Annotated in this window: 25 protein-coding genes; 19 read left to right on the top strand and 6 right to left on the bottom strand. The window is 49.8% G+C overall.

All coding sequences use genetic code 11. The features are described from left to right. Positions 1–138: 138 nt before the first annotated feature. The 3 genes from CFI03_RS21870 to CFI03_RS21880 are packed head-to-tail and all read right to left on the bottom strand — an operon-like array spanning position 139 to position 2,704. Positions 139–921 (bottom strand): ABC transporter permease, encoded by a 783-nt coding sequence (locus CFI03_RS21870; RefSeq protein WP_201005621.1) that lies wholly within the window; start codon positions 919–921, stop codon positions 139–141. A 5-nt stretch (positions 922–926) separates the two neighbouring features. Beyond that, on the bottom strand, positions 927–1,730 hold the full coding sequence (locus CFI03_RS21875) for an ABC transporter permease (RefSeq protein ID WP_248759619.1): 804 nt from the start codon (positions 1,728–1,730) through the stop codon (positions 927–929). Further along, positions 1,727–2,704 (bottom strand): ABC transporter ATP-binding protein, encoded by a 978-nt coding sequence (locus tag CFI03_RS21880; protein ID WP_248759621.1) that lies wholly within the window; start codon positions 2,702–2,704, stop codon positions 1,727–1,729. The genes CFI03_RS21875 and CFI03_RS21880 overlap by 4 nt, the downstream gene beginning before the upstream one ends. Before the next feature lie 429 nt (positions 2,705–3,133). Here CFI03_RS21880 and CFI03_RS21885 point away from each other — a divergent pair, with 429 nt between their 5' ends. From CFI03_RS21885 to CFI03_RS21935, 11 genes are all read left to right on the top strand, one after another. After that, positions 3,134–3,535: a hypothetical protein gene (locus CFI03_RS21885; RefSeq protein ID WP_248759623.1), complete on the top strand. Its 402-nt coding sequence runs from the start codon at positions 3,134–3,136 to the stop codon at positions 3,533–3,535. Beyond that, complete coding sequence (locus CFI03_RS21890; protein ID WP_248759625.1) at positions 3,532–3,723, top strand: hypothetical protein; 192 nt, start codon at positions 3,532–3,534, stop codon at positions 3,721–3,723. Before CFI03_RS21885 ends, CFI03_RS21890 begins: the two co-directional genes overlap by 4 nt. Before the next feature lie 30 nt (positions 3,724–3,753). Beyond that, the gene (locus tag CFI03_RS21895; RefSeq protein WP_248759627.1) at positions 3,754–4,482 is read left to right on the top strand and encodes a glycosyltransferase family 2 protein; all 729 of its coding nucleotides are present in this window, start codon (positions 3,754–3,756) and stop codon (positions 4,480–4,482) included. Beyond that, a complete protein-coding gene (locus CFI03_RS21900; protein WP_248759629.1) occupies positions 4,472–5,602 on the top strand; it encodes a glycosyltransferase in 1,131 nt (376 codons plus the stop codon). Before CFI03_RS21895 ends, CFI03_RS21900 begins: the two co-directional genes overlap by 11 nt. Positions 5,603–5,625: 23 nt before the next feature. Beyond that, complete coding sequence (locus tag CFI03_RS21905; RefSeq protein WP_248759631.1) at positions 5,626–6,699, top strand: polysaccharide pyruvyl transferase family protein; 1,074 nt, start codon at positions 5,626–5,628, stop codon at positions 6,697–6,699. 248 nt (positions 6,700–6,947) lie between these two features. Continuing rightward, a complete protein-coding gene (locus tag CFI03_RS21910; protein ID WP_248759633.1) occupies positions 6,948–8,597 on the top strand; it encodes an ATP-binding protein in 1,650 nt (549 codons plus the stop codon). 25 nt (positions 8,598–8,622) lie between these two features. Continuing rightward, positions 8,623–9,315 (top strand): copper homeostasis protein CutC, encoded by a 693-nt coding sequence (locus CFI03_RS21915; protein WP_248759635.1) that lies wholly within the window; start codon positions 8,623–8,625, stop codon positions 9,313–9,315. A gap of 204 nt (positions 9,316–9,519) precedes the next feature. Continuing rightward, positions 9,520–12,132, top strand: coding sequence for a phosphoenolpyruvate synthase (ppsA, locus tag CFI03_RS21920; RefSeq protein WP_248759637.1), 2,613 nt, complete (start codon positions 9,520–9,522; stop codon positions 12,130–12,132). Between the two features lie 73 nt (positions 12,133–12,205). Beyond that, positions 12,206–12,382: a hypothetical protein gene (locus CFI03_RS21925; protein WP_164775524.1), complete on the top strand. Its 177-nt coding sequence runs from the start codon at positions 12,206–12,208 to the stop codon at positions 12,380–12,382. Between the two features lie 170 nt (positions 12,383–12,552). Further along, on the top strand, positions 12,553–12,750 hold the full coding sequence (locus CFI03_RS21930) for a WYL domain-containing protein (RefSeq protein WP_127496300.1): 198 nt from the start codon (positions 12,553–12,555) through the stop codon (positions 12,748–12,750). Continuing rightward, positions 12,716–12,970: a hypothetical protein gene (locus tag CFI03_RS21935; RefSeq protein WP_127496301.1), complete on the top strand. Its 255-nt coding sequence runs from the start codon at positions 12,716–12,718 to the stop codon at positions 12,968–12,970. Before CFI03_RS21930 ends, CFI03_RS21935 begins: the two co-directional genes overlap by 35 nt. Before the next feature lie 56 nt (positions 12,971–13,026). Here CFI03_RS21935 and CFI03_RS21940 read toward each other — a convergent pair whose 3' ends face one another. Next, positions 13,027–13,479 (bottom strand): Dps family protein, encoded by a 453-nt coding sequence (locus tag CFI03_RS21940; RefSeq protein WP_248759639.1) that lies wholly within the window; start codon positions 13,477–13,479, stop codon positions 13,027–13,029. A gap of 165 nt (positions 13,480–13,644) precedes the next feature. Between CFI03_RS21940 and CFI03_RS21945 the strand changes: the two genes are divergently transcribed. The 7 genes from CFI03_RS21945 (at position 13,645) to CFI03_RS21975 (ending at position 21,072) form a co-directional block, all read left to right on the top strand. Continuing rightward, positions 13,645–15,969 (top strand): helicase C-terminal domain-containing protein, encoded by a 2,325-nt coding sequence (locus CFI03_RS21945; protein WP_248759641.1) that lies wholly within the window; start codon positions 13,645–13,647, stop codon positions 15,967–15,969. 135 nt (positions 15,970–16,104) lie between these two features. Beyond that, positions 16,105–16,770 (top strand): GntR family transcriptional regulator, encoded by a 666-nt coding sequence (locus CFI03_RS21950; protein ID WP_248759643.1) that lies wholly within the window; start codon positions 16,105–16,107, stop codon positions 16,768–16,770. A gap of 18 nt (positions 16,771–16,788) precedes the next feature. Next, a complete protein-coding gene (ilvD, locus tag CFI03_RS21955) occupies positions 16,789–18,474 on the top strand; it encodes a dihydroxy-acid dehydratase (protein WP_248759645.1) in 1,686 nt (561 codons plus the stop codon). Between the two features lie 108 nt (positions 18,475–18,582). After that, positions 18,583–18,777, top strand: a complete 195-nt coding sequence (locus CFI03_RS21960) for a DUF2188 domain-containing protein (protein WP_127496306.1) — start codon at positions 18,583–18,585, stop codon at positions 18,775–18,777. A gap of 183 nt (positions 18,778–18,960) precedes the next feature. Next, positions 18,961–19,359 carry a hypothetical protein gene (locus CFI03_RS21965; RefSeq protein ID WP_248759647.1) on the top strand — a complete coding sequence of 133 codons (399 nt, stop codon included), beginning with the start codon at positions 18,961–18,963 and terminating at the stop codon, positions 19,357–19,359. Positions 19,360–19,481: 122 nt separating this feature from the next. Next, entirely contained in the window at positions 19,482–20,168 is a 687-nt protein-coding gene (locus tag CFI03_RS21970) for a YetF domain-containing protein (RefSeq protein ID WP_248759649.1), read from the top strand. Between the two features lie 142 nt (positions 20,169–20,310). Beyond that, on the top strand, positions 20,311–21,072 hold the full coding sequence (locus CFI03_RS21975; protein ID WP_248759651.1) for an SDR family NAD(P)-dependent oxidoreductase: 762 nt from the start codon (positions 20,311–20,313) through the stop codon (positions 21,070–21,072). Between the two features lie 97 nt (positions 21,073–21,169). Here CFI03_RS21975 and CFI03_RS21980 read toward each other — a convergent pair whose 3' ends face one another. After that, on the bottom strand, positions 21,170–22,417 hold the full coding sequence (locus CFI03_RS21980; protein WP_283094641.1) for an ATP-binding protein: 1,248 nt from the start codon (positions 22,415–22,417) through the stop codon (positions 21,170–21,172). Between the two features lie 82 nt (positions 22,418–22,499). Here CFI03_RS21980 and CFI03_RS21985 point away from each other — a divergent pair, with 82 nt between their 5' ends. Next, a complete protein-coding gene (locus CFI03_RS21985) occupies positions 22,500–22,838 on the top strand; it encodes a hypothetical protein (protein ID WP_248759655.1) in 339 nt (112 codons plus the stop codon). On the opposite strand, the gene CFI03_RS21990 is transcribed toward CFI03_RS21985, so the two are convergent. Further along, positions 22,828–25,320, bottom strand: coding sequence for a glycoside hydrolase family 27 protein (locus CFI03_RS21990; RefSeq protein WP_248759663.1), 2,493 nt, complete (start codon positions 25,318–25,320; stop codon positions 22,828–22,830). The genes CFI03_RS21985 and CFI03_RS21990 overlap by 11 nt on opposite strands. Positions 25,321–25,346 lie beyond the last annotated feature (26 nt).

Consider the following 25,346-nt stretch of genomic DNA (forward strand, 5'->3'; position numbering starts at 1 on the left):
GTTTCTTGATACTATACCCAAATCGTTTGCTCCCTACACTCCGTCACTGATTTGTTCCTTATGCCAAACAACCTCCGCCAAATGTTGCGCCGAGGCTGTTTCATTATATAGGAGGAAGACGAGAGGGCGGTCCGCTAGTTACGATCCCGTCGAGCGATAATGCCTGACGCCAATATGCCATAGCAACAGGCAAGGGAGGATGAAGACTACGCCTGCGAGCGGAGACAGCATATACTGGAGCTGATGTCCGTCGGTTCGGCCAAGCACGTAGAGGAGCGGCAAATAATTGACGCAGCCTAACGGAATGACATAGGTGAAGAAATTCGTTACCCATTTCTCGTAGATCGACAGCGGGTATTTCGCCATCTCCCGGCCACCATCGGTAAAGACGTTGGCTACCTCTATACCTTGAATCGTCCAGAAGCTCAGCGAGGCGGTGGCAACGAATAATCCCGAGAAGATCAGCACCCCGCAAACAATCATCAGCATAAGCGTAAAAAGCTTCGGAAAAGTAAGCTCAATCGGCAGTTTGCTCAGCGACCAGAACAATACGATCAAGCTCTGCAGCATCCGGCCAAGCCTGGCGAATTCGAATTTGGAACCCAGCACCTGCAGAATGGTGCTTCTAGGCCGGACAAGCAGACGGTCGAAGTCGCCGCTGCCAACCAGGCTTGAGAACATATCGAAACCGCGGGCGAACGTCTCGCTAAGGGCATAGCTGAGTCCGATAACCGCGTAACATAAAGCCGCTTCGTAGAAAGTCCAGCCCTTTACCTGTCCAAACTGCGCGAACATAAAGTATAATCCGGCCAGCACGGTTAGCGGAGTAAGCGCTTGCCCCACAGTCAGCAGCCAGAAGGAGAGACGATATTGCGCCTGCGATTTGAACAAGATAGATATATATTTCAGATACAGATACATGCGAATTAACCTCCTTGTACAACGACCTGGCGAAGAGCCCGCTTCAAGCACCATCGGCCAAGCAGGATTAATGCGGCAAGCCACACGACTTGAATGAGAATGCCCCAAACCGCCTCGGATTGCGGAATTTGCCCGGAATAGACGCGAAACGGAAAATCGGCCGTCCAGCGAAAGGGGAGCGCATAAGTAATGGCCTGCATCCAGGACGGCATCAAGGGAACCGGAATAATCATCCCGGCCAGAAATTCTCCGATCACGGCGATTACCAGGGTGGATCCGACGGGGGACATCGTCCAAAAGACGGAAATGTAGATAAACATGGAGATGGCGATATTGACGGCGAGTCCTAGCAGCAGAGTCACCACAAACAGGGCAAAGGTTGTTGCCGTAGGAGGCATGGTTAAGTTATACGGTTTCGGCAGCAGGAAAGCGACCAGCAGAATAGGGACGCAACGCAGGATAGCGCTCGCTAAACGCTGGGCCAGCAGCTTGGCATACCAAAAGGAGTAGATTCCGCATGGCCTGCATAATTCATAGGCGATATTGCCGCTAGTAATCAGGTTAAAGATCTCATTGTCTCTGAACCAGAGCATGACAAAAGCGAGGAAAATTTGCTGCAGCCATATATAAGTAGCCAATTGCTCAAGCGACATAGAGGGCTGAGCCGAGCTGTGTGCATAGAAAGCGACATACACCATGATAAAAACAAAGCCGAAAAACAGCTGGGTAGCCATGCCGGCAATTGCGGCAGTCCGATATTGCAGTCCGCTGACAAAACGCAGCTTCCAGACGGACAGGTACGTATTCATATCCGGTGCTCCTTATAGAGCTCGAGCACAAGCTCCTCGACTGGCGTTGTGCCAACCTCGAGGTCAACGACCTCAACTTGCTCGGATAGCCTGGCAATTACGCTGGCTACCGGAGTGACTTCGATATCCATGCTGTACACGGCACGCTCCGGCGACCATGACAGACAAGTAACCCCGTCGATAGGTACCGGTTCGTAATGCTCGCGGTAATCGACCGTAACAATCCGCTTCGATCCGAATCGGCTGCGCAGATCGTTCAGCGTTCCATCATAGAGAAGAGTACCTTTGCCAATCATTAGGATCCGGTCGGCGAGCGCTTCAATATCGTTCATGTCATGCGTAGTCAAGATGACCGTGACGCCACGGTCCTTATTGATTCGTTTGATAAACTGTCGGACCGCGATTTTGCTGGCGGCATCAAGACCGATTGTCGGTTCATCGAGGAATAGAATTTTAGGGTCGTGAAGAAGGGAAGCGGCAATTTCGCAGCGCATGCGCTGGCCCAGGCTAAGCTGCCGGACAGGCGTATGCACAATGTCCGTTAGCGCAAGCGATTCCGTCAACATCGCAAGGTTGGCGTGGTATACATCGCCGGGAATTTTGTAAATATCGCGCAAGAGTCCAAAGGAATCGATGACGGGGACATCCCACCACAGCTGGGTTCGCTGACCGAAGACAACGCCGATATTCCGGACATACGCCGCGCGGTCTTGCCAAGGCGTGTAGCCTAAAATTTTGCATGTTCCATTGTCCGGTACGAGAATACCGCTCATGACTTTAATGGTGGTTGATTTACCGGCACCGTTCGGGCCGATATAACCTACGATTTCACCCGGGGAGATTTCAAAAGAGATATTGTGGAGCGCCTCGACAATCGTATGCTCCCGGGCGAACAGGGCTTTAACCGCTTGCCGGACCCCGGCTGTCCGCCGAGCAACCTTAAATGACTTAGTAATACCTTGCAGCGCAATCATGGAATGACGCCTCCTTAAATGAATTTTTAGTCCAGAAAAGAAATATACCGATATTTTCTAATAAAGTATAGACTTATAATAAAATCCAGGTTATAATACTATTATAGAGATCGAGGATATCTCTGAATTGGAAAATATTGATTTTTAATTTTTTAGGGACGAAAGTTGATTCGTTTCTTAATTTAATTACATAGATCGAGCATGAAACCTTGTATTTTGCTTCTCGCAGATAAGGTTTTTTTATTGCGTTAGCCACATGATCAATTAAAAGGACATCTTCCCAGTCGGAGAAGATGTCCTTTTTGTCATTCTATGAAAAAATTTTCAAGAGGACTGGTGATATGACTCAATCGTTCAACCCTCAAACTGTATACGCTAGTAAGTATGGAGATTGATAGTTTCCGAGAGAGGGAAAGGGAGGATGGAGCGATGAAAATTATCGTAAACGAGAAAGAACTGAAGGAATATTTCGACGGGCTTGCCCGTTTGTTGCCTCAGTCGAGCGCGATACAGCCGCAAGGTTCGAATCCGTGTGACATGTCGGCACTTCTGGCAGAGCTGCGTCAAACGATTCGGGAAGAATTGGCTTCGCTCGGAATGGAGGGACAACGCGATGCCGGCTCGTACAACTTGAATAAGCTCAGGCAAGTATTCGAGCCATACACAAGCAAGCCAGCCGAATTATTAACGTCGGCAGGTACAGTCGAAGGGACCATTACGAAGGTAGGCGGCGATTTTTTGGTCGTTCGCGAGCCTGGAGGAACGATGGTTATGGTTCCGCTGGAACAGCTGGTCTCCTTTCAATTGACAGGAAAGAAGGTGGAACGATGATTGAAGAGCTACTGTCTTTCGTGAACAAAGAAGTACAGATTGCAAGCACCTTGGAGACGCTGTGCGGAACGCTGGTATCGGTTGACGGATCGGCTGTTACGATCCGCACTTCGGAAGTATTCGGGTATGAGAACGGCAGCTATGCCATCATTCAATTGCGCTTTATTTCTTATATCCGGCTGTTATGACGATTTAGAAGAAAAAGGGAGGTGAGGCATTTGTCGTATCAACGCGTGCCAGGACTAGTCAGCATTGTTGTCACCGTCTACAACAAGCTTCCCTATCTGTCGGATTGCTTGACAAGCCTGCTCAATCAGACCTACACGAATTGGGAACTTATTCTTATCGATGATTTGTCTACGGACGGGTCATACGAATTCGCCGTAAATTGGCTGAACAGCAACGAGCCGTTGCTGCAGGGAATAAAAGGAATTTACACGCTTCGTCTTCCGCGCAATGCGGGTTACGCCGGCGCCATAACGGCCGGGATGTATCTGGCGAAAGGAGAGTATATCGCCATTCAGGATGCGGATGATCTGTCTCATCCGGAAAGGCTGGCCAAGCAGGTTCGTTATTTGAACGATAACCAGCATATTGATCTGCTGGGTACGAATTACGAGGTGTTCGAGGATGGTCAGCCGGACAGGCGTCTGCCTGTAAATTGGTTGAAATACGGGGATCAGATCGGGAAAGTCTATGCCAAAGGAGGGCATTGCATCTGCCATGGGACGGCTATGTTTCGAGGAACGGTGTTCGACCGCATCGGCGGGCATACAAGACGTATCGAAGGAGCCGAGGATTACGAATTTATATCCAAGGTTATCAAGCCGGGTGCAAGAAACGTGGACAATTTGCGGGAGGCGCTGTATTACTACCGCAAGCATCAAAAGCAGCGTTCACGTGAATTTTTCGGCAAATCGAAGAAGGAGCAGGGTCATGACGCGTAATCGGATTCGGCTGCTGATGGTGATGGACAGCTTGGCTGTCGGCGGCACGGAAACGTATGTGCTGAGCCTTGTGAAGGCTTTGCCGGCGCTTGGCGTCATGCCGGTGTATGCAGGCGGGACAGGCGTGATGTACGAAGCTTTTGCCCGCGCGGGATGTCCGATTCACCGCGTGGATTTGACGGCTGAGCGGCTGATGGACCCGGAACGCCAGAAGCAGGCGGAATCCGCGCTTACGCATATTATGCGCAGCCGTCAGATCGATCTCGTGCATATTCACCAGACGCCATCCGGCTTGCATGCGGCAAGAGCGGCACGAAAACTGGGGATCCCGGTTGTCTTTACCGTACACGGTGCCTACTATCCGACAGAGCAGCTTCAATTGCTGAAGGATGCCGGATGTACCTTCATTAGCGTTAGTCCTCCCATACAGGGATATTTGGATTATTTGAATTTTCCGTCCTATATGATTGCCAACGGTATAGATTTTGAACAATATCGACCCGCATCATCCGCAGCCTTGCGCGCCAGTCTTCAAATCCCGGACGAAGACAAGGTCGTTGTCTACGCGTCCCGCCTGGCATGGGACAAGGCAGCGGTTTGCGCGATGCTCGTGCGGGCGGCACGAACTCTTCGCCTTCATGAAAAGATGCCCCTTCATTTGGTTATTGCCGGCTCCGGCAATCAAGCAGCTGCTATCGCCGAACTGGCGGAGACCGCGAACCACGATTGCAACGCGAAATTCGTCCATCTGGTAGGCAATCAGATGCAAATGGGCGACTATTACAATCTCGGCGACCTGGTTGTCGGGACGGGGCGAGTCGCGCTGGAGGCAATGGCTTGCGGCAAACCGGTTCTGGCTATTGGGAATCACGGTTATTTCGGCCTTGTGGACCAGTCTGTTTATGACGAGGCATGGCTTTATTATTTTGGCGACCATAATTCCAAGGAGCGTCCGACCGAGCGGTTAATCGGAGAAGCAATCAGCGGAGCGCTATCAGCAGCGATCAATCTAGAAGAAATAGGCCATCAGGGACAAGAGTGGGCGCGGGCGAACTTTGACATTCAAGGCAAAGCGCTGCAGTTGAAGCAGTTGTACGGCTCTTTGCTGGCAAAAGTCTGATAGGAATGGAGTGAAGGTAACGTATGCGAAAGGTACTGTATTTAGGATGGATTGGCTTCAACAATCTTGGGGACGAGTGGATGTGGGAGATGTTTAAGACTTTGGCGGACACCCATCTGGCGAAGGAGGAGTATCAAGTTATCCCCTCGCTTCCTAACGTTGAATGGAAGAAGGTAGGCCAATACGATACGATCGTTCTTGGCGGAGGATCACTTATTGTACCCGGTTATGTCGAACTTGTGCATGAGGCGTTAGAGCTTGGGAAGACCATTGTCATCTGGGGCAGCGGCCATGACCGTCTGCATAAATGGATCCCGGCAATTGACGGGCGGCCGAAGCCGGAGGGGGCCGCGGAAAGCGCGGCGTATCGCCAAAAGCTGAAGGATATCTTGGAGCATAGCGTCTACTGCGGCGTTCGGGGGCCTTGGACGCGGGATTATATCGAATCGCTTGGCGCATTGCCTAAGCGCATGGAGATCAGCGGAGATTCCGCCATGCTGATGAATGCGCTGAAGCCAATGGTGACTGAGCCGCTATCCGAAGATCTGGAAGGGGACAATCGCACGATTGGAATCAACTGGGGAACTTCGTATAACCGGATTTACGGAGGTAACGAGGAAGAGGTGGAGGATCGGCTGGCGGAGACGGGACGATCGCTTCTCGCACTTGGGTACAAGCTCCATCTGTACTCCGTCTGGGGTCCGGACGAAAAGGCGCTTGCAAGCCTGTACCGCAAGATAGGCCATGACGAGCGCGTAGCATTCGATCCTAAAGTGTATTCGGCTGCGGATTACGTAAGGCAATTGTCGGGATTCGAAGCGACGATCAACCTCAAGCTGCATGCCAATCTGCTATCTGCGGCGGCTAACGTTCCCTTTGTATGTATCGGCTACCGGTTCAAAGGCTTCGATCTGATGAACGGTCTGGACTTGGCCGATTGGATTGTTGCTTCGGATGACCGGCAATTGGCCGACAAGCTGACGCAGAAAGTTCAAGCCGCCGCGGCATGGCGGGAAGGGTATATCGGCAAGCTGGAAGAGGGGCGCCAAGCTGCTTATCAATCGCTCGTTAAGCCGTTTGCGGAGAAGTTATTCTAACGTTGCTTCAAAAGAGATTGTCCGCTTATGAGAGGGCAATCTCTTTTTTGTTGATGCAACAAATCGACAATACCAACGTCTATAGAGTGTTTCTAAGGGCAGGAAATCGATTGTTGCCAAACCTAATAAAACTTTTAGATGAAGGTAACAAGGATTTCGAACATTCGTATAGTATTCATTTACACAGTAGGATTTATTTGGTTAGAAGGATGGCGTTTAGCAAGACTACGAGGCGTAGGTGATCCTTTTTGTTTCTTATTGATTATATTGTGAATCTATCGATCTTTTCGCTGCTGGTTAGCGTTCCATTCATTTTCCGTTCATTTATAAATTTCAAGCCGCTGAAGCATCCGCTCTGGGGAGGTCTTTATGCGGGAGTTGTTTCCGTCATCCTCGTTTTATTAGCGGTTAAGCAGCAAGGTTATGTCTACGACATTCGATATTCTCCCGTTATTTTGATGTTTGCCTATCTCGGCCCCATACCGGGTATTATCACCGGGTTATTCGCGTTGTCCGTCCGTTTGCTTTCAAGCGGCAATTGGATGCCCGCCATTGAAGGCTGGGCTTTTATTATGCTGGCTTTTTCTCTTCTGCATATTTACTTCTCCCGCCGGCAGCTGCCGCCTATTAAGAGAAGCCTTGCATTTTCGGGCGCCTATGTCCTGCTGTACGCATGCGTGGTATTTACCTTCCGGATCCTGGTGAACGAGCCGCTCTTTCATCTGCAGTACGTCTGTTTTGTCATATTGGGCGTTTTGCTAGGCGCGCTGTTGATTGAATCCCATGAACGTCTGCGCCGCACCATCGCCGAACGCAACGAAATGGAGCTGTCGCTTCTCGAGAGCGAATACCAGTACCGGTTAATTGCCGAGAATACGTCCGACCTCATTGTGGTGATGGATCCTGATCACTCGATACGGTATTTCTCGCCGTCCCACGCGTTTGTGCTTGGATATTCTAGTCTGTCCTTGAACCGCGCGGAGCTGGATCGGATCATAAGTCCGGATGATGCGAAGATGTTTAACCAGACGATAACGAAAATATTGAATCAAAAAAAATCGCTTTCGATGGAAATTCGGTTCCGTCATACGGACGGCCGATTGATACCATTTGATTCGTTATGCAAGCCGGTTGAGGGCAAGGATGGCCGGATCGAGCATATCGTCATTATCAGCCGGGATATCTCCGAACGCAAAAAGGCAGAGGAGTTTCTGCTGCAATCCGAGAAACTCTCGATTGTCGGGGAATTGGCCGCCGGCGTTGCCCACGAGATTCGCAATCCGCTGACTACGCTCAAAGGATTTCTCCAATTATATAATATAGAGAACCCTACTATGAAATACGGGGATTTGCTCCGGGACGAGCTGGAACGCATCGAAATCATTACAAGCGAGCTTCTCTCGATGGCCAAGCCGCAGGCGGCAATGTATACCGTCGCGAACGTCAAGGACGTCATTGAGCAAACGCTTGAATTTCTGACGCCGCAGACGCTGTTAAGCAATATTGAATTCATCCGCGAGTACGAGGGAGATTATTTCCCGGTTACATGCGCCAAACATCAATTAAAGCAGGTGTTCCTCAATGTTTTAAAAAATGCGATCGAATCCATGTCTAACGGAGGGAAAATTCATATCGGCATGCAATTGGACGAAGCAGGTGAGTGTTTAATTTCCATTCAAGATCAAGGCTGCGGCATTCCGGAGGAGCATCTTCACCGTCTGGGACAGCCCTTCTACAGCTTGAAAGAGAAGGGAACGGGACTAGGACTCATGATTAGTCACAAAATCATTAAGCAATATCACGGCCGTATCATTTATGACAGCAAAGTAGACATAGGTACCCGAATCGAAATCAGGCTGCCGATTCATAATCATTCAAAAGATCGGGCTGGTAAATAAGCATCGGGAGAGAGAAGGTATAGTTATGATATTGGAAGTCATAGCAACGTGCATGGACGATGCTTTGACGGCGGAAGCGAACGGAGCGGACCGTCTTGAGCTAATAACGGCGATTACGGAAGGAGGCTTAACGCCAGGAATCGGTCTCGTGGAGCGGGTGGTACAAGCCGTCCGGATTCCGGTATTTGTAATGGTGCGTCCGCACAGCCGTTCCTTTGTGTACGCGGAGCATGATATCGATACGATGGCTTTGGAAATAAAAGCGATTGTAAATGCCGGAGCGGCAGGCGTTGTGCTAGGCGCTTTAACGCCGGAGGGGAAAATCGACGAACGGGCGCTTGAGAGGCTTCTGCCGCTTACCGGCAGTTTGCAAGTAACGTTTCACCGAGCGTTTGACGAGCTGGCGGATCAGCATGAAGGTCTTCGAACCTTGATGAAGTATCCGCAAATTACGCGCGTCTTAACTTCTGCCGGGCCAAGACCGGCGATAGAATCGGTGAAGGAAATGGCCGATCTTGTTTCAGCAGCCGCAGGAAGCCATCTTGCGATTTTGGCGGGAAGCGGTCTTACGACGGAAGGCGTTGCAGACTTTATAACGCGAACCGGAGTAGGGGAGGTTCACTTTGGATCGGCTGTCCGGCACAACAAATCCAACCTGTCACCGATTGATCCTTCCGCGCTCCGGCAGCTGGCTGACAATTTACGCCTGTTCAGATGAACATAAATAAATATAAACAAAAAAGAACCTGGGCAAAAGCCCGGGTTCTTTATATTGCGCATCCGTAAACGCAATGTTATAATCGGTTTACGACTGCCTTATAATAAAAAGTCATAGTTATCTTATCTTACAATTTAATTGTAGCATGCCGATTCAAATCTTGTCAAATGTTTTTATCAAATTTACGATCGGGAGAGATGCGGAATGAATTCATTGGTGCTTGATTTGAAGGAAGCCGACCAAACTCAGGTTTCGCTTGTTGGCGGAAAGGGATCCAATCTTGGCGAATTATCAAAAATGAATGGCATACACGTGCCTGAGGGATTTTGCGTGACCACCGAAGGCTATCGAAAAGCCATTGAATCAAGTCAAACGTTGCATGCTTTGGTGAACCGGTTAACGTCGCTGAAGCCCGGGGACCGAGGGGAGATCGGCTCAATCAGCAGCGAAATCCGTCAGACTATCAGACAACTCGAGATTCCGGCGGAGGTTGTAGCAGCCGTTGCTCATTACCTTTCGCGGTTTGGCGAGCAGGCTGCCTATGCCGTACGCTCCAGCGCAACGGCAGAGGACCTGCCGCATGCCTCTTTTGCCGGACAACAGGATACCTATCTCAATATCGTCGGCAAGGAAGAGATACTTAGGCATATCAGCAAATGCTGGGCATCCTTGTTCACGGAACGCGCGGTCATCTACCGGATGCAGAACGGATTCGACCACGGTCAAGTTCATCTATCCGTCATCATCCAAAAGATGGTCTTCCCTTACGCATCGGGCATTTTATTTACCGCGGATCCCGTTACGGCTAACCGCAAGGTGTTGTCCATTGATGCCGGCTTTGGACTCGGAGAAGCGCTGGTCTCCGGCGTGGTATCTGCCGATTGCTATAAAGTGCGGGATGAAATCATTGTCGACAAGAGGATAGCAGCCAAAAAGCTCGCGATCTATAGCCGTGAAAATGGCGGAACCGAAACGCAGCCGATGGATCCTGACCGGCAGAACAATCAAGTGCTGACGGAAGAACAGATTTTGCGACTGGCACGGATCGGAAGACGGATTGAAGCCTATTTTGGCTGTCCGCAAGATATCGAATGGTGCATGGCGGAGGATACTTTTCATATCGTTCAGAGCCGGCCTATCACAACCTTGTTCCCGATTCCAGAAGCGAATGATGCAGGAAATCATGTTTACGTATCCGTTGCCCACCAGCAAATGATGACCGACCCTATCAAACCGCTCGGTCTATCCTTCTACCTCATGACGACTCCCGCACCCATGCGGAGGGCAGGCGGATGGTTGTTTGTTGATGTTACCCAAATGCTTGCTTCTCCGGAAAGCAGGGAACGGCTATTAAATACAATCGGACAATCCGAACCGCTGATCAAGGACGCCTTAACGACCGTAATCAAGCGTGGAGATTATATCCAGCCCGTATCGATGGAAGCTTGCGAACCTCATCCCGGCCACAGCCAAAAAGCTTCTCCGCCTGCAAATGCTAAAGCAGAACCGGAGCTTGAGCCTCATATGGTTGATGATTTAATTAAGAATAGCGAAGCGTCGATCGAGGAATTAAAACGAACGATCCAAACGAAATCTGGCACGGAGCTATTTGATTTTATCGTGGAGGATATCCAGCAGCTGAGGAAGGTATTATTTAACCCGCAAAGCATTCAAATGATTATGGCTTCCATGAATGCTTTAACCTGGATCAACGAGAAGCTTTACGAATGGTTAGGCGAGAAAAACGCAGCGGATACGTTATCTCAATCGGTTCCGAATAACGTTACCTCGGAAATGGGATTAGCGCTTATGGATGTCGCGGATGTCATTCGTCCATATCCGCAAGTCATTGAATATTTGCAGAATGGTAAAGATGATTTGGAGGGACTAATCAAGGTGAAGGGAGGACAGCAAGCCCTAACTGCGATTCATCATTATCTCGAGAAATACGGCATGCGTTGTCCCGGAGAGATCGATTTGACCAGAACCCGCTGGAGCGAAAATCCGGCTGCGCTTATTCCCGTTATACTCACAAACATTAAAAACTTCGAACCCAATGACAGCACCCTTAAATTCGAGCAAGGACGCCAGGAAGCTCTGGATAAGGAACAAGAGATATTAGCAAGGTTAAGGCAATTGCCCGATGGCGAGGAAAAAGCAAGCGAAACTAAGAAAAGAATTAATCTGATCCGGAATTATGCCGGTTACCGGGAGTATCCGAAATACGGGATGGTCAGCCGTTATTTTGTTTATAAGCAGGCCATTCTGAAGGAAGCCGAACAACTCGTGCACAAGAACGTCATACAAGAAAAAGAAGATGTGTTCTATCTCGCTTTTGAAGAGCTTAAAGAGGTTATACGCTCGAACCAATTGGATGAGCAGCTCATCATTAAACGAAAAGACGATTATAAGCGGTACGAAAAGCTAACTCCGCCACGCGTCATTACATCTGACGGCGAAATCATTGCAGGCGAGTACAGACGCGAAAATCTGCCCGCCGAGGCTATAGCGGGTTTAGCGGTTTCCTCCGGCGTTATCGAGGGCCGGGCACGCGTCATCCTGGACATGGGGGAAGCAAATTTGGAGGACGGGGATATATTAGTTACCTCTTTTACGGACCCGAGCTGGACCCCTCTGTTTGTATCCATCAAAGGTCTTGTCACTGAAGTAGGTGGACTAATGACGCATGGCGCGGTTATTGCGCGCGAATACGGGATTCCCGCGGTAGTTGCCGTAGAGAATGCCACGACTTTGATTAAAGACGGGCAGCGGATCCGGGTGCACGGAACGGAAGGGTACATCGAAATCTTGTCTTAACGATTGAACTGCATAAATCTGACCGGAAATACACAATCTAGATTTAGCTTTTGCAGAAAGGATGAGCCCGGAAATGTCCGATAACAGTAACTACAACCATAACCAGCATGATCATACCGACAATAATGATCAGCGGCAAAATAGCGTTCACGGCGGAGAGAACCGCAATGGACGTCTAAGCCAGATTAAAAATAGCAATCCGAATGGCGAAGAAGTGCAAAACGAATTTTTAAGCGAAAAAGAACTATAGGCCTCGAGACGGAAAAAATAACGGGAACAGCAGCCAAATCGGCTGCTGTTTTTTGTTGCGGGCTAGCCAGGCGCTTAAATTATTCCATTTTACGTTTGAGATCTTGCATCGGGAACGTATGTTTGGTATATAATAAATAAGAACAAATGTTCCTGACGGGGTGAATTCGAATGGAGAGGTTTATCGGCAAAGTGGTACAGCTCATTTATATTGATCGAAAGCGCGAGGTAAGCATACGCGATGTTCGCGTTATATCGGTTAAAGCCGGTCGGCTGAAGGCGTATTGTTTCCAGGCTCAAGCCATTCGTATTTTCAATCTCGAAGGAATCGTAGATGTTGAAATCGCGCGAAAGAAAGAAGGGGCTTAACCTGTTGAACGATACGGAGCGGAAATTGCTCAGGATTCTATTTAATCGAAATGGCCATCAGAATACGCGTATCGTTATTCCGGAATTAGCGCGATTCGCTCAAAGGGAAACGGGGCAGATCCGAAAGGCGCTTGAGAAATTGCGCGAGGAGCGCTTCATCGAATGGGAAGATACGATGGATTACGTAAGGGTTATTCCCGGATGGCTGCAATTGCGTTAAATGTAAACAGCCCGCTTCATTAGAAGCGGGCTGTTGTTGTTAAATGGGCAAACTTTTTATTTACCGTTAAACGCGCTAAGCATCCAAACATGTTTTTCGAGCTTGCTATGGATGGCAAGAAGCATGTCCGCCGTTGTTTCGTCGCCGGCTTCCTCGGCTTCATCCATTCCTTCTTTAAGTTCATCTATCACTAACGAGAAATCTTTAATAAGCTGGTCAACCATTTGTTCGGCTGTCTCCTTGCCGCTGGCCTCCTTAAGGGTGGACTCCTTCAGGTGGTCGCTCATTGTGGCGATCGGCTGGCCTTTTACCGCGAGTAAGCGTTCCGCGATTTCGTCGACATGCAGTGCCGCTTCTTCATAGAGCTCCTGGAACTTAACGTGCAGCGTAAAGAACTGCGAACCTTTGACGTACCAATGATAGTTGTGAAGCTTCGTATAGAGAACGCTCCAGTTGGCGATTTGGCGGTTCAAGTGTTGTTGGACGGTTTTGGTTGTTTTGGTAGTCATGCTACATTCATTCCTCTCGAGATTAATATTGAACTCTGGTTAGTAAATAAACAGGAAATCGATCATTGAAACAGCATCGCTCTATTTACTCGCGAACATCCGTTTGGTATAGTCGATTCAATAAGGAATCTTGTACGGCGAAGAGCGAGGAGCGAGAAGAACGTTATGACAAATACTGTGAAATTATCCGTGCGTGCGCTCGTGGAATACGCTTATAGGAGTGGGGATATCGATACAGCTTTCCGATCGGCCGTTGCGCTTACGGAAGGAACGAAGGCGCATCAGCAAATACAGCGGCAATATGGCGAGCAGGATGCCAAAGAGGTATACGTATCGGCAGAACTGGCTTTCCGGGATCTGCTGTTTGTCATTGACGGCCGTTGCGACGGTCTTCTTCAGACCGATGGCGGGCTAACGATCGACGAGATCAAATCCACCTCCGGCAGACTCCCCGCCCTTATGGAGGAGACGCACTTCGTTCATTGGGCGCAGGCGTATTGTTATGCCTATATGGTCGCAAAGGAGCGGGAATTAGCTTCGATTAACGTTCAGCTCACCTACATGCATATAGACACCGGAGAATGCCGCCGCTTCGTGCGGACGATGACAGTAACGGAACTCGAGCAGTTTTTGCACGATACGGTTAGCAGCTATTATCCGTATGCCGCAATGAAGATTCTTCATGCCGCAAAACGGGATGCCAGCATCAAGAAACTGGCTTTCCCGTTCTCCTCGTATCGGGCTGGCCAGCGCAAGCTGGCAGCTTCCGTGTACCAGACGATCGTGGATGGGCGCAAGCTGTTTGCGAAGGCGCCAACCGGAATAGGCAAGACGATGTCGACACTTTTTCCGGCTGTGAAAGCGATTGGGGAGGAACGGCTGGAGCGGCTCTTTTATTTAACAGCCCGAACGACAACGCGCACGGCTGCCGAAGACGCGCTTAAGATGCTCGGCGATGGCGGTCTGCATCTGCATGCGGTTACGTTGACGGCAAAGGAAAAGGTATGCCTGAAAGACGAAGTTCGCTGTTCTCCCGAGTACTGCGAATTCGCAAAAGGGTATTACGACCGCGTAAATGGAGCCATCCTGGACATGCTGGGCAACGAGACGTCCATGACGCGCGAAGTCATTGAACGGTACGCTTACAAGCACCATGTCTGCCCGTTCGAGTTTTCGCTTGATGCCGCTTATGCGGCGGATGCGGTCATTTGCGATTATAACTATATTTTTGATCCTCGCGTAAACCTGAAGAGACTGTTTGAGGAGCAGAAGCGGAAGACGGCATTATTGGTAGACGAAGCGCATAACCTTGTCGACCGGGCACGGGAAATGTATTCGGCGGAGCTTAAAAAAGCCGATTTTCTCGAGCTTCAGCGCGCAAGCAAAACGATTCGTCCGCTCGTGTACCAATCGGCGAAAGCAGTAAACCAATATTTTATCGCTTTGCGCAAATCGATTGAGGAAGTCGGCAAGGAAGCAACCGGAACAAACATGGAGCGTTACCTGCCTGAGCAATTGATTGAACAATTGGAATCGCTTGTCCAAACGGCGGAAGAGCAATTGGCTCAAGGGGACCAAGATCCGTTATTGCTGGACGTCTATTTCGGTTGCCAGCATTTCTTGCGCATAGCCAAGCTTTATGACGAGCGATACGTCACCTACGCCGAGAAGGAAAGGAATGACGTTCGCATCAAGCTGTTCTGCCTCGATCCCTCGTATCTGCTTCGGCAATTTGCCAAAGGCTACAAAGCTCAGATTCTGTTTTCCGCTACGCTGTCTCCGCTTCATTATTTTATGGACATGCTTGGCGGAGATGCTGAAACGGATTACGCCGTTGCCATTCCCTCGCCATTCTCGTCCGAGCAGCTTGATGTCCGGATCGAACGGCTGTCGACCCGTTATCAGGACCGCGAACGGACAATGGACCGGGTCGCGAGTTTGCTGCATTCGATGGCCGAACGGCGACGGGGCAATAATTTTGTGTTTTTTCCGTCATATGCCTACATGAACGGAGTGTATGAACGTTTAATGGAACTGTCGCCGTCCTCCGAAGAGATGACAACCTATACGACGATTGTCCAAAAGCCTTCTATGTCCGAGGAGGAGCGGGATGCCTATCTGGCCGCCTTTGCACCGGACAATAAAAAGACGCTTGTCGGCTTCGCCGTTATGGGCGGCATTTTCTCGGAGGGGATCGATTTGGTGGGGGACCGTCTTACCGGCGTGGCCGTCGTTGGAGTAGGATTGCCCCAGGTCGGGCTGGAAAGGAACATTATTAAAGACTATTTCGACCGCCAAGGGAAAAACGGCTTCGAATATGCATACGTCTTTCCCGGCATGAACAAAGTGCTGCAGGCCGGCGGGCGGCTGATCCGTTCGGAAAACGACCGGGGAATGCTCATGCTGATTGACGACCGTTACGCGCAACCCCAATATGCCAGGCTTTTGCCGCCGGAATGGAGTAGGCAAGAGACAAACAAATCCGAGTAGGAAGACGAACCCAACAGGGGGCGTCTTTTTTTATTCTGATAAAAATGGGATATGTTGCTTGCATTAAATATAGGTATGCGATATATTGCATATAAGATTGATAATCGATAAAAAAGAGTAAGGATGATTAAATCCATGCCGGTACCTAAAAATTTCGTCTCGCCTGCGCGAATGTCCGCAAAAGAAAGAGCCTTTTCCCAAATCCAACGATGGATTATCGACGGTACTTTGCAGCCAGGAGAAAAACTGATCGACGCCGAATTGGCGGAATCGCTTGGCGTCAGCCGCACGCCGATACGTGAAGCCTTTCAACTGCTCGAAGTACAAGGGCTTGTATCCACGCATCCGGGAAAAGAAACGAAAGTAACGGAAATCGAGAAGGACGACATATTTAAAATGTATTCTACGATGGCCGTTCTCCAGGCTTTAGCAGCCGAAATTACGGCGAAAATTATTGTTCCCGATCAAATTGAGCAGTTAAGGGCAATCAATCTGGAATTTGCTGATTCCATTAAGAGCGGTCAAGCTTATCAAGCGATGGAGGCGGATGAACAGTTCCATAATTTAATCGTGGAGCTGTCGGACAATCCTTATATCGCTACCTTCAGCGCATCCCTTCAGATTCATATCCGGCGCTTTAAATATGTGTTCTTAAAACAGCCGATTACTGCTGCGCAAACGTCAGTCGATGAGCATGCACGAATTATTTCGGCCTTTGAGAAAAAGGACAGCGAGCTTGCTCATAACGTGATGAAGCAAAACTTCATTCGCCCGATGCAGGAATTATATGAATTACTTTAAGAGATAGGAGCGAGAAACATGGCAAATGGAAAAGATCTTCGAATTCGCAGCAAGGTAATTAGCGAGGGAGTTAATCGAGTACCAAACAGGGCGATGCTGCGCGCTGTAGGTTTTACGGATGAGGATTTCAAGAAGCCGATGATTGGCGTAGCCAGTACATGGAGCGAAGTCACCCCGTGCAATATGCATATCAACGACTTGGCAGCTCAGGCTAAGCAAGGAGTACGCAACCATGGCGGCGCTCCCTTGATTTTTAATACCATAACCGTATCAGACGGTATATCCATGGGACATGGCGGCATGTTGTTTTCCCTGCCAAGCAGGGAAGCAATTGCGGATTCCATTGAAATTGTAACCGGAGCAGAGCGGTTTGACGGAATCGTAGCGATCGGCGGCTGCGATAAAAACACTCCGGCTTGTCTTATGGCAATCGGTCGTATGAATCTTCCGGCCGTTTACGTGTATGGAGGGACCATTCAACCCGGTAATCTGGACGGGAAGAAAGTCGATATCGTTACGGCTTTTGAAGCGGTTGGTCAATATCACGACGGAAGAATGACGGATGAGCAGCTTCACAAGGTCGAATGCAGCGTATGTCCGGGCCCGGGCTCTTGCGGCGGGATGTATACCGCTAATACGATGGCTGCAGCGGCGGAAGCAATGGGCATGTGTCTCCCAGGTTCTTCTTCCACGCCTGCTATATCGCCTGACAAAGCTGCGGAATGCGCTGCAGCCGGCAAACAGGTTATTTCGCTGCTGGAACAGGAAATTTACCCAAAGGACATTATGACAAGAAAAGCGTTCGAGAATGCGATTACGGTTGTTATGGCTTTGGGAGGTTCAACCAATGCCTTCCTGCATTTGCTGGCCATTGCGCACTCGGTAGGCGTTGACTTAACCTTGGATGATTTTGAGCAGATCCGGCTTCGCGTACCTCATCTGGCAGACCTGAAGCCAAGCGGCAGATACGCGATGCAGGATTTAAACGATATCGGCGGAGTTCCGGGCGTTATGAAGTTATTGCTTGCCGAAGGCCTTCTTCATGGGGATTGCTTAACCGTTACCGGTAAGACCTTGGCGGAAAATTTAAACGACATTGCTCCGCTGCAACAGGACCAGGACGTTATTCGTCCATTGGACAATCCGCTGAAGCCAAATGGACCTCTAGTCGTGCTTAAAGGAAACCTAGCCCCGGAAGGCGCCGTTGCCAAGATGTCAGGCATGAAGAAGCTGCGGTTTGTTGGACCGGCCAAGGTGTATGATAGCGAGGATGAAGCAACCGAGGCTATTTTGAATAATGAAATCCATAAAGGCGACGTGCTGGTGATTCGCTACTGCGGACCTAAGGGAGGGCCAGGCATGCCGGAAATGTTGTCGGTTACCGCATTGATTGTAGGCAAAGGTCTTGGCGGGGAGGTTGCTCTCTTGACGGATGGTCGATTCTCCGGCGGTTCACACGGATTCGTAGTTGGCCATGTATCGCCGGAAGCGCAAGTAGGAGGGCCAATCGCGCTGCTTAAGAACGGGGACATCGTCACGATTGACAGCGAAACCCAGCAGATCATGTTCCAAGTGACGGAAGAGGAATTGTCCGCACGGGCGAAAGCATGGACGCAGCCTCCGCTTAAAGTAAGCTCAGGCGTATTAGTGAAGTATGCCAGACTGGTGTCCTCTGCTTCAAAAGGAGCGGTTACTGATCTTTAAGGCATCCATACAATTGCAGCAAAAGAGTAAATCAATCGCTCATATCCCTGTTTCAAATACAACATGGATGTCTATAAGAGAGTAGCAACGTTTTAAGGAGGAATGGACATGCCTTGGAACAAAGACGACTATCCGGATTCTCTCAAAAACTTCATGGCTCCGATCCGCAACAAGGCGATTGATATCGCTAACGAGCTGTTGAAGGATGGCTATTCCGAAGGCCGCGCGATTTCGATCGCTACCGCGAAAGCCAAGGAATGGGGAGAGCATCACGATAAGCAAATCCGCAAGAAAGGCCACTGACCGCCTTCGTTAATCCCGTTAATTAATTTGGGTAGCAGCTATTATGCGCGGTTTCGAAGCTTTTGCAAAATAATTGAATTTACAACAGAAGGCCCTCACCATACGGTGGGGGTTATTCTGTATTCTTTTCCAGACGTTAAGAAATACTTTACTTGAATAATTGACGACTAGGAGAGAAATAAGATGAATTTTCGTCGTATTGTGGTTATCCCTTTAGTTTGTTTCCTGATTGTGTATTCAAGGGCTTATGCATATGCTGATCCGAATCCACGTACGGATGTCCTTGAGAAAGCGATGCTGCAGGAATTAAACCCCGTGATCAAGAGCTCGCTGCAGAAGATTTACAACGAAAAATATCCTCAGTTTAATTGCGAGAGGATTATTTCGATCAATGAACATTTTACGCTTAAAAAGAATAGAAGCCGCACGCTCCCGGTTGACGCCATTCACGGAGCTCAATATTTTGAAATAACGGTAGAGCTGTGCAAGCCGGATGGCGAACGTGTTCAACTCTTATTAAAAAATGATAGCCCCGATGGAAGTTACGCGATGAAAGATCATAAAATCATAACTGCTCCTTGATTGCATATCTGATGCCGCGTATAACGCGGCTTTTTATTTTTCCGGAAACGTGCTTCACTCTATCATGAGCAGGGTATATATCCTAAAAATTCACGTTTAATAGAATGCGAGTGTGATTTTCTATGGATTACGCAATGATATCGGTGAAGCTCGTCACGGGTTTCTTTGGTCTGTGGTTCATGACCAAGCTGCTGGGCAAGAAGGAAATATCCCAGCTTACGCCGTTCGACTTCGTTTCGTCGCTTATGTTGAGCGAGCTTGTGGGGAATACGGTCTATGACCGCGATGCGCATTTTTCGATGCTCATCTATGCCCTCGCCTTATGGATGGCGTTATCGCTCGCCCTGGAAAAGGCCGTTCAGCTTATACCCTCCCTATCGATACCTCTAAACGGCAGACCGGATATCATTATTCGCGGCGGCGAAATCGACGTGAAGGCAATGAAACGGAATCGGCTGGATATGCATCAGGTTGGCATGCTGCTAAGAGAGCAGGGAGTCTTTTCCGTTCGCGAAGTAGCATTTGCGGTATTCGAGCCCAACGGAAGTCTCAGCGTAATGAAAAAGCCAAGTCAAGAATCTCCGACTCGGGCAGAGCTCCAGATGCCTGAACCGAAGGCAGCACTTCCGCGCATTCTTATCGAGCAGGGCAAGCTGCAGAGCGGCGAGCTTAAGGAGATTGGCCGAAGCGAAGAATGGCTGTTAACTCAACTGGAGGCGCAAGGCATCAATCGCATACAAGCCGTCTATTACGCTGAATGGTCGGAGGAGAAAGGCCTGCATATCCAGCTGAAGGATACCGCAGGGTGAACGGATGGAAACGGCCGAAGGTCAGTTGGATCATGCGAATACGTAATTTGAATGGTCTTTTATAAAAAAGAAGAAGGCATTTGTTCGATAACAAAGAATTATATTATCGTATGAACAAGTTAACGGACAAGGAGAGCGAGACATGAGGATTGATCTATCTGGAAAAGTAGCCTTGATCACAGGGGCGACAGGCGAACTAGGCCGCGTCATCGCACGTTCACTCGCAGAGTGCGGGGCGGATATCGCCTTGCATTACCATAGCAACGGAGCCAAGGCAGCTGAATTAAAAAGCACGATTGAAGCGCTCGGAAGGCGTGCGGTTGCTATTAAAGCAGACGTAACGAAGCAGGACTCCATTGACGCGCTTAAGCAATCCGTCGAATCGAGCTTGGGTCATGTGGATATCGTTGTAGCGAATGCGGTGGTGCAGTACAAATGGACTTCCGTACTTGAGCAGCCGGCCGAGGACTATGCGAGCCAATTCGAGTCCTGCGTCATGCAAAGCGTGTATTTAGCTAAAGCTTTCATTCCATCCATGATCGAGAAGAAGTCCGGACGTTTCATCGGCATCAACACGGAGTGTTCAATGCAGAATTTCCCGACGCAATCGGCTTATGTAGCCGGAAAAAGGGGCATGGATGGCGTATACCGGGTGCTCGCGAAGGAAGTTGGCGAACATCAAATTACGGTCAATCAAGTCGCTCCAGGCTGGACAATCAGCGAGCGCGAGCGCACGAATGGCTTGGATGAAAGCGCCAATTACATCAAGAGCGTTCCGCTCAAGAGACGCGGCACCGACCAGGAGATTGCGAATGCGGTCGCATTCCTTGCCTCGGATTTGGCCAGCTTCATTACGGGGGCTTATATCCCGGTTAGCGGCGGCAACGTCATGCCAACGATATAAATTAGGTTCAAATAAAGCATACTTAATTCATTTTTTTATGACAAGTCATCAAAAACCGGAAACGACATTCGTTTCCGGTTTTTGATTTTCCGAAAAATCATACCTGTTCATTCAACGGAAGCGTGATGTGATACGTGGTTCCGGCGCCTTCCTTGCTATGGACCTCGATCTTGCCGTTCATTCCCCGAATGACGCTGAAGATAACCATGGTCCCAAGACCGGTACCCTTGTCTTTGGTGGTATAATAGGGCGCCCCCAAACGGTTAAGCTGCTCCTCGTTCATGCCGATGCCGGTATCGGAAATTGTAATGATAACGTTGTTGTTGGGTTCGTTGACCGTATAAGACAAAGATAGCTTTCCCCCGGCGGGCATCGCCTCTATTGCGTTCTTGCCGATATTGATAATGGCCTGCCTGAACTTGGACTTGCTGCCGTATACCGTTGCGGGATGCTTTACGTTCGTGATGATCTCTACGTTCTGCATATTCGCGTAGGAGCTCAGGATTTGTGCCGCCTTGGAGAGTGCCTCATCCAGGCAGATGGATTCGAATCTCTCGATCTGAGGTTTAGCAAGAGATAAATAATCGGAAATGATTGATTCCGCCCGGTCCAGCTCCTCGAGTGTAATAGCGGAGAATTCCTTGCGTTTATGTTCGCTTAGTGCCGGATTGGACAGCAGTTGGATGAAACCGCGGACGGACGTTAACGGGTTGCGGACTTCATGCGCGACCGAAGCTGCGATTTCGCTGACAACCTTCATTTTCTCCGCTTGGATGATTTCCTCTTGCATCCGATTCTGCGAGCGGATCGTTTCAATCATGAATACCAGCATGACCGCCATGACGCATTGAACGAGGATAATAGGCAGACTCGGAACGAACGAAGCTATAAAGAAAGTCTCCTTGCCCTCGAGCAGGGCATAAAAATTGACGACCGTTACGCGCAAAAAGAAGCATATACCGGAAGCAAGCAGCATTCTTTTTTTGGCGCCGCTTTTCTCGTATGTCCTGATGAGAAGCAGCAGCAGAACGATTGTTGGCAGCAGCGAAAGTAAGTAATGAAAAAGCTCGATGCCGCCCAAGATCTGCCTGTACGTCAGCATGCTGCCAAATAGAAGCAAGGTCGTATAAATGCCGCCGTAGAGTGAACCGATGACGAGAGGAATAGCTCTGAGGTCAAGCACCGAATCGAAAATTTTGACGGGAAAGGTCATTGTAATAATCAGGGGAATCAAAAATAAAACGTAAACGAAAAGCGGGTGTTTACGTTTATTGAAAGGTCCGTAAAAAATCAAAGGCAGGAAAATAATAAAAGCGTTGAGGATGAAGTCGGAATGAGAGATCATGAGATGTTCCTTTCGTGAGTGCTTGCCATTGTTTTCGAGAGAGGAACTGTCAATTCCTTCAAACCGGGAGAGTTAATTTTATATGAAGGTTGGGAACAGTTTGATCCGGGAACAGCGCAACTTATACACCGTCACCATTAAAGATAAAACATACGGTCTTACTGATGTACAAGTACCCAAAGAACAAATTGGAGAGAAAATTGGAAATATCCCCGTAGACTGCAATGTACCGGAATGTGCAGCACCTCCCGGGAATACCTTTTATCAAGGGAAAGGAAAGCAAGAAAGATGTGGCAATGTTAAGCTTCGACGGAGAAACTTATTACCGATGGACAAAAATAAAAGAAGCATAAGACAACAGATAAGGCTGCCGACAATTCCGGCAGCCTTATTATTTTTGTTACAAGCGATTACGGCGTAACCCGAATGGAATCCAGCAGCATATACGTGCCGGACTTCTTAACGGCCTTAAGCGTATGGCTTCCGCTCGTCAAGCCCGTCGCCTGGTATACGACTTGGTTAACTTGCCGAGTGGTACCCGCCGTATTAACCGTTGCCTGCAAGACGTTGTCGATATAGATATCAACGTTGCCTTGAGACGCATCCTTCTCCGTAATGAGTTCGACGCCGGTGCCCGTAAACGCGAACTGTAAGGAATCGTTGTTCGTCTGGGTGAAATGCACGTCGTTGTTGTAATCGCCGAAGCCGCGATTGCCGTTCAGCGACCATGAACCGGTGTAGACGATGCCGGCATCGGTATCGTTATACTGGATGCGGGGGCTTTTGATTTTGAATTGATCGATCAGCATGTACGTGCCGGATTTTTTTACGGCTTTGATCGTATGAGTACCGCTTGTCAGCCCCGTTATGCTATACACGGTTTGCTGGACGAGGCGCGAAGGGCTGTAGGTATTTACGGTTTGCTTGAACACGTTATCAATGTAAATATCGACGTCGCCTTGGGCAGAATCCTTCTCCGTGACGAGGTCTATTCCCGTCCCGTTGAACGTGTATTGCACGAAATCGTTGTTGGTCTGCGTGAAGTGGACGTCATCCTGATAATCGCCGAAGCCCCTGGCGCTACTCAGTGACCATGCTCCCGAATAGGAAATACCCGGGTCCGTATCGTTTACAGCGAGGGGTGATGCCACAAAGAAGCGCAACTTGTCGAGCAGCATATAGGAACCGGATTTTTTGACAGCCTTTAGCGTATGCGTACCGTTCGTCAGTCCGCTGACGCTGTACACGGTCTGCTGCAGCTGCCTCACGCTGTTATACGTACTGACTGTTCCTTTTAATACATTGTCGAGATAAATGTCCACATTGCCTTGGTCGGGAGATTTCTCCGTAATCAGATCGATACCGGTGCCTTTGAAGGTATATTCAAAAGAATCATTGTTCGTCTGGGTGAAATGCACGTCGTCCTGATAGTCGCCTAGTCCGCGGTTGTAACTGCGCTGCCAGGAGCCAGTGTACTTGACCCCGGTATCATCGTCGTTTGCGGTTACGGAACCGCCGGCAGCTGTCACCTTGAGCAGCCGCGAAGCATGGGGCGGCAAATTAACGGAGCTGTATCCCGCGTTGAACGATCCAAGGTCGTTGTGACTCCACAGATCGCGCACCGCAGCGGCGCCGTTCAGACCTATGTCGTTCCAATTCACCGTCACCGTAGCGGCGGAGGAACCAAGGTTGAACAATCCGACGGTATACGTTCCGTCGCCGTTATTGGCGTACCAGACTTGTTGATTAGACGCGGTCGATACGGGATGGGCTGGCCGGCCGGCCTGGTTGACGGCAATGACTTCATCGTTCGTTAGAAGCGACAAGCCAAAAGCGTCCAGGTTGGTCAGATCGTTGCCCGTATACAGCTGTGCCGAGGACATCGCCCACAGCGACATTGCCGTCTGCCGCTCATCCTGCGTCAAGCCGTCCATCGCTCCGTTGCCAACGTTAAGCGAGTCGAAGTCGTTCCAGCCGCCCGGCCCGGCATCCCGCCACCAGACAGCGGCGTCCGGGAAGAGTCGAGCGATGTTCGGCCAGCTCGTGAGCGCCGTATTGACGCAGTAGCATTCTACGTCCCAGTCAACGCGCCAGCCGTTGGCGTATTGCTTCCAATAATCGACGTAGTTATGGTCGAGCGCCCACGAGATCTCGAACCAGATGCCGCGCGAGCTGAGCGCCTGCGACCAGGCTGCCACGTCGCCGCGAGCGTCAATCGATGTATCGTTATGACCGGAACCGGGGGTAACGCTATCGAATTTCACGAAATCGACACCCCAGGAATCGATAAGATCCGCGATAGAATCAATGTACTTTTGGGCGCATGCGTTGCCGAAGTTGATTTTGTAGTCCAACCCCCAATAATCCGCGGTAGTCAGCGGTTGGACCGCGATGTCCTGCATCGAGCAGCCCGGGGCGCCGTATATCGGCAGATCGGCGTCATAAGCTTGAGGGGAGAGACCCGGAATGAAATAGAGGCCGAACTTTTGTCCGTTGGCATGCACGTAATTAATGACGTCAGTCAATCCGTTCGGATAAAGCGCCGTGCTTGGCACGGGCCGTCCGTAACCGTCAAGGCCGCCATTCCATCCCGCGTCCACGTTAATGTACTCGTACCCATGCGACTGCAGCTTCTGATGCATCGCGTCCGACTGCGCTTTGATCTGCGCCGCCGTGATCCAAGCGCCGTTGCCGGAATACACCTGCATGCTGTAGCTGCTCCAGCCCATAAGCGGCTTTAGAGCCAATCCGTTGTTCGCAGCCTCCGCGACCCGGGGTGGCAGAAAGCCGTAACCGCCGAAGACGGCGGTCAGCAGCAGGGCGAGTCCCAGAATAATCGCGCCAGCCGGTTTGAATGCTGCGGACAACCTTGCGGCATTCCTTGCTTTGTACTGTACCTTCATGAATTCCTCTCCTTCGCATTGATAAA

The organism is Paenibacillus sp. ATY16 (assembly GCF_003399985.2).
GTDB classification, from domain to species: domain Bacteria; phylum Bacillota; class Bacilli; order Paenibacillales; family Paenibacillaceae; genus Pristimantibacillus; species Pristimantibacillus glycanilyticus.